The sequence below is a fragment of the Pseudooceanicola sp. LIPI14-2-Ac024 genome (assembly GCF_042188925.1).
In the GTDB taxonomy this organism is placed as follows: domain Bacteria; phylum Pseudomonadota; class Alphaproteobacteria; order Rhodobacterales; family Rhodobacteraceae; genus Pseudooceanicola.
This window is the reverse complement of record NZ_CP170102.1, coordinates 1225076-1239158: the sequence shown is the minus strand read 5'-3', so window position 1 is coordinate 1239158 and position 14083 is coordinate 1225076. Positions and strand designations below refer to the sequence as shown.

General features: G+C 68.6%; 11 protein-coding genes. 7 read left to right on the top strand and 4 right to left on the bottom strand.

The window, feature by feature from the left end; all coding sequences use genetic code 11:
* Positions 1–333: 333 nt before the first annotated feature.
* Positions 334–534, bottom strand: a complete 201-nt coding sequence (locus tag ACE2AC_RS06040) for a hypothetical protein (RefSeq protein ID WP_375691207.1) — start codon at positions 532–534, stop codon at positions 334–336.
* Positions 535–1348: 814 nt separating this feature from the next.
* On the opposite strand from ACE2AC_RS06040, the gene ACE2AC_RS06035 reads away from it, so the two are divergent.
* The 3 genes from ACE2AC_RS06035 to ACE2AC_RS06025 all read left to right on the top strand — a co-directional run bounded on the left by ACE2AC_RS06035 (position 1349) and on the right by ACE2AC_RS06025 (position 7986).
* Positions 1349–5332, top strand: coding sequence for a Hint domain-containing protein (locus ACE2AC_RS06035; RefSeq protein WP_375691206.1), 3984 nt, complete (start codon positions 1349–1351; stop codon positions 5330–5332).
* Between the two features lie 272 nt (positions 5333–5604).
* Complete coding sequence (argC, locus tag ACE2AC_RS06030; RefSeq protein ID WP_375691205.1) at positions 5605–6582, top strand: N-acetyl-gamma-glutamyl-phosphate reductase; 978 nt, start codon at positions 5605–5607, stop codon at positions 6580–6582.
* Between the two features lie 138 nt (positions 6583–6720).
* The gene (locus tag ACE2AC_RS06025; protein WP_375691204.1) at positions 6721–7986 is read left to right on the top strand and encodes an MFS transporter; all 1266 of its coding nucleotides are present in this window, start codon (positions 6721–6723) and stop codon (positions 7984–7986) included.
* A 7-nt stretch (positions 7987–7993) separates the two neighbouring features.
* On the opposite strand, the gene ACE2AC_RS06020 is transcribed toward ACE2AC_RS06025, so the two are convergent.
* Complete coding sequence (locus ACE2AC_RS06020; protein WP_375691203.1) at positions 7994–8584, bottom strand: NTP transferase domain-containing protein; 591 nt, start codon at positions 8582–8584, stop codon at positions 7994–7996.
* 1 nt (position 8585) lies between these two features.
* Complete coding sequence (gene xth, locus ACE2AC_RS06015; RefSeq protein ID WP_375691202.1) at positions 8586–9368, bottom strand: exodeoxyribonuclease III; 783 nt, start codon at positions 9366–9368, stop codon at positions 8586–8588.
* A gap of 355 nt (positions 9369–9723) precedes the next feature.
* On the opposite strand from xth, the gene ACE2AC_RS06010 reads away from it, so the two are divergent.
* The 3 genes from ACE2AC_RS06010 to ACE2AC_RS06000 all read left to right on the top strand — a co-directional run bounded on the left by ACE2AC_RS06010 (position 9724) and on the right by ACE2AC_RS06000 (position 12385).
* A complete protein-coding gene (locus tag ACE2AC_RS06010; RefSeq protein WP_375691201.1) occupies positions 9724–10317 on the top strand; it encodes a hypothetical protein in 594 nt (197 codons plus the stop codon).
* 62 nt (positions 10318–10379) lie between these two features.
* Positions 10380–11462 (top strand): DUF6902 family protein, encoded by a 1083-nt coding sequence (locus tag ACE2AC_RS06005; RefSeq protein ID WP_375691200.1) that lies wholly within the window; start codon positions 10380–10382, stop codon positions 11460–11462.
* The gene (locus ACE2AC_RS06000; RefSeq protein WP_375691199.1) at positions 11459–12385 is read left to right on the top strand and encodes a DMT family transporter; all 927 of its coding nucleotides are present in this window, start codon (positions 11459–11461) and stop codon (positions 12383–12385) included. The genes ACE2AC_RS06005 and ACE2AC_RS06000 overlap by 4 nt, the downstream gene beginning before the upstream one ends.
* A 42-nt stretch (positions 12386–12427) precedes the next feature.
* On the opposite strand, the gene ACE2AC_RS05995 is transcribed toward ACE2AC_RS06000, so the two are convergent.
* On the bottom strand, positions 12428–12751 hold the full coding sequence (locus ACE2AC_RS05995) for a HesB/IscA family protein (protein WP_375691198.1): 324 nt from the start codon (positions 12749–12751) through the stop codon (positions 12428–12430).
* Between the two features lie 105 nt (positions 12752–12856).
* Here ACE2AC_RS05995 and ACE2AC_RS05990 point away from each other — a divergent pair, with 105 nt between their 5' ends.
* The gene (locus ACE2AC_RS05990) at positions 12857–14050 is read left to right on the top strand and encodes a deoxyguanosinetriphosphate triphosphohydrolase (RefSeq protein ID WP_375691197.1); all 1194 of its coding nucleotides are present in this window, start codon (positions 12857–12859) and stop codon (positions 14048–14050) included.
* Positions 14051–14083: the final 33 nt, after the last annotated feature.

The window sequence follows — 14083 nt, the reverse complement described above, 5'->3', positions numbered from 1 at the left end:
TTCGGGGTTCGCTGTCCGACCGCCCCATGTCAGACGGTGGCCGACGCCGATACCCTGTCTTCCTTGTCAGCTGTCCCGAGGTTCAAGCCAAGAAACCGACCAACTCTTGCACAAGGCTGGCCAGTCTCGTGGGGCGTGCATGGACTTGGATCCGTTGAACAGGTCAAGCGCGCTGAGAGCACTCGCACAGATTCCCGATTTCGCTGGTTTCCCATCCCGGATCGGCCCTCAGGCCCAGACCTCGGCACCACCGCTGCGCATCGTCATTTCGAGGTCCGAGGAAACGCATTCCGCGGGGCTTGGCCACTCCGATCCTTGAGGGGCCCGCGCCGGCTACTCGGCCGCGTGGTCCATGGCGATGGCCCAGAGGTCGCGGGCGTCGGCGCTGGTGGCGGCGACGGAGCCCTCGAAGTCGCAGCTGAGGCAGACCGGGGCATAGCCGGCCCGGCGGCCGTCCCGCACCGCCGTGGCGATCAGGGTCGACTCGGTGCTGCCGCAGGCAGGGCAGCACATGGCGAGATGATGATGTGTCATTCCGTGAACCTACCCACTCGATATCCTCGGCGGTCTCTGCCGCGCCTTGCAGGGTGCCGGGCAAATGCGGTGCCTTTGGTCCGGCAAACCGGCATATCTGGGACCGATGCTGTGCCGATGCCCCCGCGCGGCCCGAATCGCGGGCTCAGCGGCGGACCGGCGGGGTGGCATTGTTCGCGGATGCCGGGCAATGCGGCGTCAGCGGCGCATTGATGCGGATCGCGGGACAGCGCCGCGGGTATCTTGGCAAAAATGTGGCACGCCATGGGGCAAGGCGCCGGAGCCGGAGAGTGTTTCCGGATCAATGACAGAACTGCACAATGCGCCCGGGCTGAATCGCCAAATACAATACAAAGAAGGGGAATGGGACTTCACCGTCTCGGCGCGTCGTTCCCCGAATGGAAACCCGCGGCAACCTGGGCGCGAGCGAACTGGGGCGCAATTGCGGCATGAATTGCGCAATCCTGCCCGGTGAATGCCACCTTTCGGTCATTTTCCCTTTTGTGCGACGGGTGCCGCTGGCTACACACAAGGAGCCCGACTGGGGGGCGCGAGACTGCTGGCCGTGGGGCGGCCACCCGAAAACAAGGCATCCGAGAGGGTGCAGACCTGGCGAGGACAGGGAGCCGGTTTCCATCGGGAACCGGGCCGGTCCGATCGTCTGCCGGATCGGGGGATCCGGCGGTGCGACACCGGGCGACGTCCGTGGGGGGACACTTGGGTTCGGTCAATGCAAATCCCGGCGTCGCGTGTCCCGCGACGTCGGGGCCGCGACGACGGACCATGCAAGGTCCGCGGGCTAAGGGTGACGAAGATGACGTTCTTTTACCTGCAGAAGGGGTGCACCGGCACGCAATCCCCCTCAGCGACGGTGCGCGACGGGATCGTTTCGGGCACCGGCCATGACGACGTGATCACCGCGGGCTACGGCGATGCCGACGGCGACGCGATCGATGCGAACGACGCCATCCTGCCCGGCGAAACCGGCGACGACGACATCATCGATGCGGGCGCCGGCAACGACACCATCCATGCCCTGGACGGGAACGACGAGATCCACGCCGGTGGCGGCTCCGACCTGGTCGAGGGCGGCGCGGGCGATGACGTGATCCGCGGCGACAGCGACCTCGGCTCGACCGAGGCGGGCGGCGCGGCGGTCTTCGAATGGGACCGGCTGCCCGATCCGAATTCGGGCGGCGCGATCGACGACGGCGACCGCCTCTCCGGCGTGCTGAGCCAGGACAGCGGCGCGGTCACCGTGACCTTCCAGACCACCGCGACCTCGGGCCATCCCTCGACGAAGTTCTCGACCGACAGCCAGAACACCGCCGGGATCGACACCGGCGGGCAGGGGGCGGTCGATGGTCGCTCCTCGCTCGAAAGCCGGATGGACAGCCCCTGCGAAAGCGCGACCTACCAGTGGGCCTTTTCGCAGCCGGTCGGCGACATCTCGTTCCGGATCAACGACATCGACGAGGACAGCCGCGTCACCGTCCAGGCCTTCGATGCGCAGGGCAAGCCGGTGGCGATCAGCGTGACCCACGGCAAGGACGTGATCGGCAACGACACCGATGGCAGCGACGGCCGGATCACCGTCGAGGCACGCGAAGGGGCCTCGGGCGCCGACACCTCGCCCGACACCTCGGCGCTGATCAGCATCGCGGGGCCGGTGGCCTATTTCACCGTGACCCACGAGCAGAACGGCGACGAGGTCTCCGAGATCAACATCACCGACATCCACTTCGACACCGGGGCCGGGGACGACTGCGCGGGCGACGACACGCTGCACGGCGGCGACGGCGACGACACGATCTTCGGCGAGGCCGGCGATGACGTGATCACCGGCGGCAACGGCGCGGACGAGGTCTATGGCGGGGCCGGGGCCGACGTGATCGACACCAGCGGCGCGAACCCGGCCTTCGACAACCCGCTGCCCTGGTTCGCCGAGGACGCGGACAAGGAAGACGACCGCGACTGGGTCGACGGCGGCGAGGGCAACGACAGCATCACCACCGGCGACGACCGCGACACGATCTGGGGCCACAACGGCAACGACACGCTGGACGGCGGCATCGACGACGACGAGATCCACGGCGGCGCAGGCCACGACCACATCGTCGGCGACCAGGGGTCGGACACGATCTGGGGCGACAGCGGCAACGACACGATCATCGCGGGCGTCGACGTCTTCTCGGACTACGAGGGCGACGATCCGAACGCCGTGGCGCTTGGCATCGGGTCGGACCCGAACCCGGACGACAACCGCGACTGGGTCGACGGCGGCGCGGGCGACGACGTGATCATGACTGGCGACGACCGCGACACGATCTTCGGCGGCACCGGCAACGACACGATCCATGCGGGCATCGACGACGACCTGGTCGAGGGTGGCGAGGGTGACGACGACATCACCGGCGGCCACGGCGCGGACACGATCCGGGGCGGCTCGGGCAACGACACGATCCACGGCGACGATCCGGACCTGCAGTGGGGCTATGGCCCGGACGACGGCGGCGACACGCACCCCGAGAACGCCCGCGACCTGATCTTTGCCGGGGCCGGCGACGACGTGGTCTTCGGCGACGACGACGCCGACACGATCCACGGCGAGGACGGCAACGACTTCCTCGACGGCGGGCTCGACAACGACGTGGTCAACGGCGGTGCGGGCAACGACGTGGTGCTGGGCGGCCATGGCAACGACACCCTGACCGGTGGCGCGGGCGTCGACCTGATGGCGGGCGGCGACGGCGACGACCTGATGGACGGCGGCACCGACACCGACCTGCTGCTGGGCGGTGCGGGGAACGACACCATCTCGGGCGGGTCGGGCATCAACCTGATGGACGGCGGCGACGGCGACGACAAGATCTACGGCGGCAACGACACCGACTTCATCCTCGGCGGCGCGGGCGACGACACGATCTACGGCGGGCTGGGCGTGGACCTGGTGGCCGGCGGCGCGGGCGACGACCTGATCTACGGCGATGCCGGGTCGAACACCGGCACCATCACCGAGGGCGCGGGCGACTACCTCTTCGGCGAGGAGGGCGACGACACGATCCATGCCGGCGCGGGCGACGACCGGATCGACGGCGGCACCGGCGCGGACGAGATGCACGGCGGCGCGGGCGACGACATCTTCATCGAGGTCGGCCCGGGCGACGTGGTGGACGGCAACGACGGCTACGACGTGCTGGTGGTCGACCGCTCCGCGATCATCGAGTTCGATCCCAACGACCCCTCGGCCGGGACGATCACCTACTACGACCTCGACACGATGCAGCCGGTCGGCACGGCGACCTTCCGCAACATCGAATACGTCGATTACGTCGAGGATGACGCCAACCCGGTCTACGAGGACGACATTACCGACGACCTCGACGGCGCGGCCCCGGCGGCGGGCAGCGACACCGGGTCGGCGCAGACCCTGCCGGCGGCACCGCCGCCGGGCGCGGCCAACGACGGGATCGTCCTTGGCACGCCGGGCGACGATCTGATCGGCCCGAACCCGCCCTACATGGACAACGACGGCGACGCGGTCGACAGCGGTGACGCGATCCTGCCGGGCGAGGTCGGCGACGACGACATCATCTTCGGCGGCGGCGGCAACGACACCATCGACGCGGGCGCCGGCAACGACGACGTGCAGGGCGGCGACGGCGACGACCTGATCACCGGCAACATCGGCAACGACGTGCTGCGCGGCAACGACGGGCAGGACACGCTCTTCGGCGACAGCGGCAACGACGAACTGTCGGGCGGGGCGGGCGACGACCTGCTCTACGGTGGCATCGGCAGCGACACGATGACCGGCGACGCCGGCAACGACATGCTCTTCGGCGAAGAGGGCAACGATTTCCTCTACGGCGACACCGGCGACGACACGCTGGACGGCGGCAGCGGCAACGACCTCCTCCTCGGCGGCAGCGGCAACGACCTGCTGAACCTGGGCGAGGTGCGCGACGGCTTCACCGATCTCGCCTTTGGCAACGACGACCGCGACACCTTCACCGGGGCCGGTATCGGCGACACCATCTTTGGCGGAGAGGGCGGCGACGACTACGACACGCTCGACCTGCGCGGCGCCGGACCCTTCAACATCACCTACACGAGCACCGATCCCGACAACCTGTCGGGCTACGTCGAGTTCCTTGACCAGAACGGCGACGTGCAGGGGCAGCTCGACTTTTATGAACTGGAGAACATCGTGCCCTGCTTCACGCCTGGAACCCTGATCGCCACGCCGAAAGGTGAACGCCCCGTCGAGGACCTGCAGGCCGGAGATCGCGTCATCACCCGCGACAACGGCATCCAGGAAATCCGCTGGATCGGGGCCAAGTCCCTGAACGGCCGCCAGCTGGCGATGAACCGCCACCTGAAGCCGATCCTGATCCAGAAGGGATCGCTGGGCCACGGCCTGCCTGAGCGCGACATGATGGTCAGCCCGAACCACCGCATGCTGGTCAACAACGACAAGACCGCGCTCTACTTCGAAGAGCGCGAGGTCCTCGTGGCCGCCAAGCACCTGGTCGGCGTGCCGGGCGTGAACACCGTGAACACGCTGCACACCACCTACATCCATTTCATGTTCGACCGGCATGAGGTCGTGCTGTCGAACGGGTCCTGGACCGAAAGCTTCCAGCCGGGCGACCAGACGCTCAACGGTGTCGGCAATGCCCAGCGGACCGAGATCTACGAATTGTTCCCCGAGCTGAAGAGCGCCGAGGGACTCCGGGGTTACCACGCGGCGCGCCGGACGCTGAAGCGTCACGAGGCGCAGTTGTTGAGCGAGTGAATGCAGCATCCTGCCCGGGGTCCGCGTGACCCGGGCGGGGCATTCGGCCGGGGGTGGGGGCTCTTCGGCCGGAGTTCAGGGCACGTACCGGGGGTGGCTCGTGAGGGCTGCCGCATCCACCCGGTACGTGCCCTGAATTTTTGGGGTACCCGCAAGGGTTTGCCGCGCCCGATCCCGCCGGATCGGTTGACATGCCCCGGGACCTGCGCAATGCGAAAGGCAGAAATCCAGCGCCGGGCCAGCCCCGGCGCACAGCGGCAGGGAACGGCACAATGGGCATGCGCGTCGGCATCGTGGGCATCAGCGGCTTCGGCGGAGGCGAGGCGCTGCGCCTGATCGCGGCCCACCCGGAATTCGACCTGGTCTATGCCGCGGGCGAAGGCAGCGCCGGCAGCCGTCTGGTCGACCGCTTTCCCGGCGTGCCACCCCGGCTGGCCGGGCTGGTGATCGAGAAATGGGATCCCGCGGCGCTGCCCGACCTCGACGTCCTCTTTGCCTCGCTGCCCACGGGCGCCTCGGCCGAGGCGCTGGCACGGGTGCCCGCGAGCGTGAAGGTCGTCGATATCGGCGGCGATCACCGCTATGCCGACGGCTGGGTCTACGGCCTGGCCGATGTCTGGCCCGAGAAGATCATCGGCCAGACCCGCATCGCCAACCCGGGCTGCTTCCCCGCCGCCACGCTGAACGCACTGGCACCGCTGCTCTCGGCCGGGCTGATCGAGCCCGCGAACATCATCATCGACGCCAAGACCGGGATCTCCGGGGCCGGGCGCGGCGGCGCGGACAGCCGCTTCGGCTTTGCCGAAAGCAACGAGAACCTGCAGCCCTACGGCCTGCTGAAACACACCCACATGCCCGAGATGGCCACCACCATCGAACGGCTCGGCGGCGGCAGCGCGGCGGGGCTGGTGTTCACCCCGCACCTCGTTCCGATGACCCGGGGCGTGCTGGTCACGATCTATTGCCGGGGCCAGGCGACCACCGGCCAGTGCCGCGACGCGGCGCGCGACTTCTATGCCGGCCGCGCCTTCGTCCGCGTCACCGACGCGCCGCCGCAGACCAAATGGGCGACCGGGTCGAACCTGGCCTTCGTCGGCTACGCCGCCGACCCCGACCGCAACCTGGTGATCGCCATGGGCGTGGTCGACAACCTCGGCAAGGGGGCGGCGGGGCATGCGGTGCAGAACGCCAACCTGATCTGCGGCCTGCCCGAAACCGCGGGCCTCGAAGGCGCGCCGGTCTGGCCCTGACATGATCCGGGGGGCGCCGGCCGCCCCCGGTTTTCCGCAACGGCGTGCATGCTCAAAAAGACATCGCCACGTCGCATCCGGAACAGCCTCGGGTCGCGTTCCGCTGTTGGTGATCGGCAGTAAGCCGGAAGACCCAGAATGCACGACCGCCGTATCCCCGAATGGCTCCGCCATGCGCCCGCCCCCTCCGTCCGCGGCTTCGCCGTCCTCGCAGGGACCGAGGCGGTGGCCCGCGGCATCCTCGTCTCGGTCTTTCCGCTGGTCATGTACCACGCGCTGGGCGACGCACGGCTGGTGTCCAAGGCGTATTTCCTGATCGGGCTCGCCTCGCTCTTCGTCGGGCTGTCGATCCCCTACCTGATCCGCTTCGTGCCGCGCCGCTGGGTCTATGTGTCGGGCACGCAGATGTATGCCTGCGGGGCGCTGCTGGCGGCCTCGGGCGGGCAGACGGCGGCGGTGGCGGGGCTGGCGCTCTTCACAGTGGCGGTGGTGACGACCTTCGTCTGCTTCAACGCCTACGTCCTCGACTACGTCGCCAAGATCGAACTGGGGCGGCTCGAAACCTCGCGGCTCTTCTACAGTGCGCTTGGCTGGACGGCAGGCCCGGCGTTCGGCGTTCTTCTCTACGGCTGGTGGCCGCCCGCACCCTTCCTGATCGCGGCGGCCAGCGCCTATGGCATGCTGACCGTCTTTCTCGTCATGCGGCTCGGCAACGGCAAATTGATCACCCGCAGCCGCGCGGCCCCGGCCAATCCCTTTGCCTATTTTCCGCGTTTCTTCGCGCAGCGGCGGCTGATCGCGGGATGGCTCTTTGCCGTGATCCGGTCCTGCGGCTGGTGGGTCTATGTCGTCTACCTGCCGATCTACGCCGTGCAGAACGGGCTGGGCGACCAGCTGGGCGGTATCGCGCTGTCGATCTCGAACGGGGCGCTGTTCCTGGCGCCGTTGATGCTGCGCTTCGTGCAGCGCACCTCGGTCCGGACGGCGGTGCGCTCGGGCTTCATGATGTCGGGGCTGCTCTTCCTCTTTGCCGGGCTGCCGTACGGGGTGCCACAGGTGGCGGTGCTCAGCCTGATGGCGGGCTCGTTCTTCCTGATCCTGCTCGACGTCTGCGCGGGGCTGCCGTTCCTGCTGGCGGTGAAACCGTCCGAGCGGACCGAGATGTCGGCGATCTATTCCAGCTTCCGCGACGTGTCGGGCATCCTGACGCCGGGCGTCGCCTGGGTGGTGCTTCTGGTGGCGCCGATCTCGGGCATCTTCCTCGCCTGCGGCGCGGGGCTGATCGGGGCTTGGGGGCTGGCGCGGAACCTGCACCCCCGGCTGGGTCAGGCGCGGGTCAGCGTCGAACCGGTGCGGGACCGGGCCTATGCCCCCGAGCTGGCGGGCGGACCCGAGGCGGTCTGACCCGCGCTCACATCCGGTGGGCCAGCCAGTGCTCCCATGCCTCGGGCGTGTCGAGGTCGGTCAGCGCGTGGCGGGCAGGCAGGGGGAACAGGCGCAGCCGCGCGCGGTGACGCACCAGCACCTCGCGCGCGCCGGCGTCGCCCGAAAGGCCCGCCAGCTCTTCGAACAGGTCGACGGGAAAGATCACCGGATGCCCCGGCGTGCCGTCCTCTGCCGCGCCGCGCAGGATTTCGCCCGCCTCCCAGGCATTGAGCATCGCGGCCATGTCGTCGCCGGTGATCTCGGGCATGTCGGCGGGCAGGATCATCACTCCGCGCACGCCGGCGGGCAGGGCGCCCACGCCCGCGCGGATCGAGGCGGCCATGCCCTCGGCCGCGTCGGGCACGGCGAGGGTCTGCACGCGCAGCCCCTCAAGCGCCGCAAGGCGCGGATGCGGACCGGCGGGCAGGGTGACCACGACCGGCGCCCCGGTCCCGATGGCCCGCGCCGCCTGGAACGCCACGAGCGGCCGGCCGCCCAGTTCCTGCATCAGCTTGTCGGCCCCGCGCATCCGCGACGAGGCGCCGGCGGCCAGCAGGAGGATGGCGACGCCCGCCATCTCAGGCGTCCAGCTCGACCCAGACCGGGACGTGGTCGCTCGGCTTGTCGCGGCCGCGCACGTCCTTGTCGATGCCGCAGTCGACCATCAGGTCGGCGCATTGCGGCGTCATCAGGACGTGGTCGATGCGGATGCCGTTGTTCCGCTGCCAGGCGCCCGCCTGGTAATCCCAGAACGAATAGTGCCCCGGCCCCTGCACCCGGGCGCGGAACGCCTCGGTGTAGCCGAGGTTCAGGATCCGCCGGAACGCCGCGCGGGTGTCCGGCCGGAACAGCGCGTCCTCGACCCAGACCTCGGGCTTGGCGGCATCCTCGGCCTGCGGGATGACGTTGTAGTCGCCCGCCATCAGCGCCGGTTCCTCGGCGGCCAGCAATTCCTCGGCGCGGGCCTTCATCCGCTCCATCCAGGCCAGCTTGTAATCGTACTTCGGCCCCGGCGCCGGGTTGCCGTTCGGCAGGTAGAGGCCGCAAATCCGCACCGCGGTCCGCGCGCCCACCACCGTCGCCTCGATCCAGCGCGCCTGTTCGTCCGCGTCGTCGCCGGGCAGGCCGCGGGTGACATCCTCCAGCGGCAGCTTCGACAGGATGGCGACGCCATTGAAGCTCTTCTGACCGTGCGTCTCGACGATCCAGCCCTTGTCCTCGAACAGCTCGCGCGGGAAATTCTCGTCCACCGACTTGATCTCCTGCAGCACGACAACGTCCGGTTCGGCCTCGTCCAGCCAGGCCGGAAGGGCCTCGATCCGGGCCTTGATGCCGTTGATGTTGAATGTCGCGATCTTCATGGGCGCCTCCTGATGACCGACTCATCGCCGAATCCGATGGCGCAGACAAGCACCCCGAGAGAATCGCCGTGACGCTCTTTCGCGCCCCGATTGTTAACCCTTTGCTGCAAAACAGCGTCACCGGGTTTTAATGGCTGGTTCTGAATGGCGTCAGATCCCGTTCGCGCAAGACCGGAATCTGAACGCGTTGCGAAAAAAATCGGTCACCTGAAAAGACTTAGCTTTTCAGTGGTTTACCTATGGTTAACTCAAGTCGATCCAAATTGAAACGGGCCATCTGTCCCAGATTTCCGTTTGTGGGATGGGGGCCGCGTGCCAGCGTTTTTGCATCAACGCCAACCTGGAGGACACACCGATGTCGGCACTTCTCAAGCACCAGAACACCCCCGAAATCACCACCCGCAAGGGCGCCAGCCTGCTCGACGGCGACGCGGTCGAGATGTTCAGCTCGGGCTCGGCCCCGATGGCATCCGGCGACGCGCTGAGCGGCGATGTCACCGGCCTCTTCTCGTCCGGCTCCGCCCCGGTTGCCTCGGCCGCCGCCCTGGCCGGCGAAGGCGTGGAAATGTTCTCCTCGGGCTCCGCGCCGGCCACCTCGGTCACCGCGCTGACCGGCGACGGGGTCGAGATGTTCTCGTCCGGCTCGGCGCCGACCGCCACCGCCGCCCTGGCAGGCGACGCCGTCGAGATGTTCTCCTCGGGCTCCGCGCCGACCGCCTCGGCCAGCATCGCCGGTGACGCGGTCGAGATGTTCTCGTCCGGCTCCGCGCCGACCGCCACCGCCGCCATCGAAGGCGACGCGGTCGAGATGTTCTCCTCCGGTTCCGCCCCGACGGCCAGCGCCTCGATCTCGGGCGATGCCGTGGAAATGTTCTCCTCGGGCTCGGCGCCCAAGGCATCCGACCAGATCGCGGGTGACGCCACCCACATGTTCTCGTCGGGCTCGTAAGAGCTTCCCTGGTGCGGAGAGGGGCGGTCAGGACACCGCCGGAATTCAAGGAGTTACCCGAGATGACCAACGTTGTTCACCTGACCTTCCCCTCCCGCGCCCGGAGCCGGGGCGACCGTCTCGCCGCCCTGACCGCAAGTTTCGCCGCCGAACGCCGCCAGGACGATGACGTCTTCTGGCTCAAGGAAAACGCCGAGCTTCTGAACATCCTCGAATGCACCGGCGCCGCCCCGGGCCCGGACGCACTCGAAACCCACGCCGCCTTCTACGAGCGGGTCGAAAAGCGGATCGCCTTCTTCCCGCAGTACTACCGCTTCCTGCTCTCGATCACCCTCGACCTCGAGGACCTCGGGATGCCCGGCAGCAAGGGCGAACGCCTCACCCGCTGGGCCGCCGCCCAGGGCCTGGCCGAGGCCGAGCTTTCCGACCTGCAGCGCGCCGAGGCCCGCCGCCTGATGGCCCGCCGCGGTGTCGCGGTGGCCGATGACGGCCTGACCGAACGGCTCCTCGCCTTCATCTCGCGGCCCGAAACCTTCGCGATGCCGAACAAGAAGGCCGCCTACGAACTCACCCACACGATCTTCTACCTCACGGAATACGGCCGCCGCCGCTTTGCCTTCGGCGCGCAGGTCGAACGCAGCCTGACCTATGCCGGGACGCTGGCCTTCCTTGACCGGAACGCCGATCTGCTGGCGGAAATCTGCGTCGCCATGCGCCAGGCCGGCATGCGTCCGCCCGCCCGGTGGGACGACTGGATCGCCGAGCACACCGCCGACTTCTTCCTGGCCGACACCGAGCTGGCCGAACCCGAGCGCGACGACTACCACGAATTCCTGGTCTGCAACTGGGCCCGCGCCGCCGCCGGGGCCACGCCCTTCGCCGCCCCGCAGCCGATCGGGCGGGTCAGCTTCCACGCCCGCCGCACCGCCGCGGCCCCGCTCCGCCAGATGTCGCAGCTGATGCTCGACCTCGACGATGCACGCTCGGGCGACTGGGCCCTGATGCGCCCGACGGTCGCCAACGCGCTCGACGCCGAAGGCTACGGCATCCTGCAGGAGGCCGAGGCCGCCTGTTCCGATTTCGACGGCTTCTTCGCGGGCTTCGCCCGGGCAGGGCAGTCCATTCCGATGGGGATCCCGGCATGAGAACCGCAATCGCACGCAGCGCCGCGCTGACCGGGACCCTGCTGGTCCTGGTCTACACCGCCTTCATCTCGTCCGCCGACGCGATCACCAAGCTGCTGGCCGGCGGATACGCCGCGCCGCAGCTCTACGCCGTTTCGGGCCTGCTGGTCGTGGCGATGGCGATGACCGCCGACCGGGTGAAATCCGGGCCCCGCCAGGGCCTGCGCACCACCTGTCCGCGCGCCATGGCGCTGCGGTCGGCGCTGACCGTCGTGTCGGTCACCTGCTACTTCTACGCCTTCCGCCTGCTGCCCTTTGCCGAGGTCTTCGTCTTCATCGGCCTCGTCCCGCTGATGGCCGGGCTGCTGTCGGGGCCGGTGCTGGGCGAACACGTCCGCGCCCCCGCCTGGCTGGCGCTCGGCGCCGGGTTCATCGGCGTGCTCTGCCTCTTTCCCGGCGGGCTTGCCGGGATCAGCTCGGGCCACCTCGTCGCCTTTGCCGCCAGCTTCACCGGCACGCTCTCGATGGTGATCTCGCGCTACATCGGCCGGCACGAGGCGAACACGCTGGCGCAGGTGTTCTACCCGAACCTGACCCTGGCGCTGGTGATGGCCCTCGCACTGCCCTTCGTCTGGAAACCGATGCCGCTGACCGACCTCGGCTGGGCGGCGGCCTATGCCGGCGTTCTCTTCGCCGGACGCTGGATCCTGGTGATCGCGCTCTCGAAACTCGCCGCCTACGCGGTGACCCCGCTGATGAACCTGCAGTTCGTCTGGATGGTAATCCTCGGCGCGGTGTTCTTCGGCGAGGTGCCGGGCAGCCAGATCTACCTGGGCGTCGCCATCGTCATCTCCTCGGGGACCTACCTAGTCTACGACCGCCTGGCCGCCGACCGGCGCGAGGCCGAGGCGCTGCGCGCCACCGGCGTGGTCGCCGCCGAATAGGCGTGACGCATCACGTGAAGATCGCGACGCAAGGCGCGCTCGTCACATCGAAAAGCTGGTGCCGCAGCCGCAGGAACTGGTGGCGTTCGGGTTCTCGATCACGAAGCGCGCGCCGATCAGCTCCTCGGTAAAATCGATCGTCGCCCCGGCCAGGAACGGCAGCGACACGCTGTCCACCACCACCTTCTGCCCGCCGCCTTCCAGCACCAGGTCGTCCTCGGCCACCTCGTCGAGCTTGATGTCGTACTGGAAGCCCGAGCAGCCGCCGCCCTCGACCGCCACGCGCAGCGCCTTGCCCTCGGCGCTGGCACCGATCTCGGCCAGGCGTTCAAAGGCCCGGGTCGTCACACTGGGGGGCAGGTTCATCGGACAGACTCCTCAAAGGCGCGCTTTGCATGTCATGGACCTGCAATATAAGACCCTCAGGAAAGAGCGACAAGGAGGGGCACGGCAAGGCCCCCGGGAACAGACATGCGCGCCATCTATGCAAGCCGTCCGGACCAGGCGCGGGGACGCCTGGTGCCGGAAGAGGAAAGCACCTTCCGCTCCTGCTTCCAGCGGGACCGCGACCGGATCATCCACGCCTCGGCCTTCCGGCGGCTGAAGCACAAGACCCAGGTCTTCGTCGAACACGAGGGCGATTACTACCGCACCCGGCTGACCCATTCGATCGAGGTGGGGCAGGTCGCCCGTACCATCGCGGGCGCGCTCGGCCTCGATCTGGAACTGACCGAGGCGGTGGCCCTGGCCCACGACCTTGGCCACCCGCCCTTCGGCCACACCGGAGAGGATGCGCTGCAGGACCTGATGGCGCCCTACGGCGGCTTCGACCACAACGCGCAGGCGATCCGCATCGTCACCCGGCTGGAACGGCACTATGCCGAATGGGACGGGCTGAACCTGACCTGGGAAACGCTCGAGGGCATCGCCAAGCACAATGGCCCGGTGTCCGAACCGATCCCCTACGCCCTGGCCGAGTACAACGCCCGCCACGACCTCGAACTCTCCACCCACGCCTCGGCCGAGGCGCAGGTGGCCGCGCTCTCGGACGACGTGGCCTACAACAACCACGACCTGCACGACGGTTTGCGGGCCGAGCTCTTCTCGACCGACGAGCTGGCCGAACTGCCGCTGCTCGACGGCTGCTTCGCCGAGGTCGACCGCCTCTATCCCGGCCTCAACTACTACCGCCGCCGTCACGAGGCGCTGCGCCGCTTCTTCGGCGTGCTGGTCTCGGACGTGATCGACGTGAGCCGCGCGAACCTCACTGCGCTCGACCCGCAGGGCGTCACCGACATCCGCCACGCCGGCCGCATGATGGTCCAGTTCTCGCCCGCCGTCTGGAAAGACCTCAAGGTGATCCGCGAATTCCTCTTCCACCGCATGTACCGCGCCCCCGAGGTCGTCGCCGTGCGCGAGAAGGTGACCCAGGTGGTCCACGACCTCTTCCCCTTCTTCATGCAGCACACGGACGAGTTGCCCAAGCAGTGGCGCAAGGATGTCGAAGAGGTCGCGGGCGACGAGACCGCGTTGGCCCGCATCGTCTGCGACTACATCTCGGGCATGACCGACCGTTTCGCCCTGCACGAACATGCCCGCCTGATGGGGGTTGATGCGCTTGGCCCCCTGCGCGGATCGGGGCCGGGGCACGCGCGGCTGGGATAGCGCCGTTTCCGCCCTGGGCGGGCGTATTTGACC

What these genes read in the sequence shown, in the direction of transcription:
- ACE2AC_RS06035 (WP_375691206.1), top strand. Translation starts at nt 1,349, where the DNA reads ATGACGTTCTTTTACCTGCAGAAGGGGTGCACCGGCACGCAATCCCCC.
- argC (WP_375691205.1), top strand. Translation starts at nt 5,605, where the DNA reads ATGGGCATGCGCGTCGGCATCGTGGGCATCAGCGGCTTCGGCGGAGGC.
- ACE2AC_RS05990 (WP_375691197.1), top strand. Translation starts at nt 12,857, where the DNA reads ATGCGCGCCATCTATGCAAGCCGTCCGGACCAGGCGCGGGGACGCCTG.
- ACE2AC_RS06025 (WP_375691204.1), top strand. Translation starts at nt 6,721, where the DNA reads ATGCACGACCGCCGTATCCCCGAATGGCTCCGCCATGCGCCCGCCCCC.
- ACE2AC_RS06040 (WP_375691207.1), bottom strand. Translation starts at nt 534, where the DNA reads ATGACACATCATCATCTCGCCATGTGCTGCCCTGCCTGCGGCAGCACC.
- ACE2AC_RS06005 (WP_375691200.1), top strand. Translation starts at nt 10,380, where the DNA reads ATGACCAACGTTGTTCACCTGACCTTCCCCTCCCGCGCCCGGAGCCGG.
- ACE2AC_RS06020 (WP_375691203.1), bottom strand. Translation starts at nt 8,584, where the DNA reads ATGGCGGGCGTCGCCATCCTCCTGCTGGCCGCCGGCGCCTCGTCGCGG.
- ACE2AC_RS06010 (WP_375691201.1), top strand. Translation starts at nt 9,724, where the DNA reads ATGTCGGCACTTCTCAAGCACCAGAACACCCCCGAAATCACCACCCGC.
- ACE2AC_RS06000 (WP_375691199.1), top strand. Translation starts at nt 11,459, where the DNA reads ATGAGAACCGCAATCGCACGCAGCGCCGCGCTGACCGGGACCCTGCTG.
- ACE2AC_RS05995 (WP_375691198.1), bottom strand. Translation starts at nt 12,751, where the DNA reads ATGAACCTGCCCCCCAGTGTGACGACCCGGGCCTTTGAACGCCTGGCC.
- xth (WP_375691202.1), bottom strand. Translation starts at nt 9,368, where the DNA reads ATGAAGATCGCGACATTCAACATCAACGGCATCAAGGCCCGGATCGAG.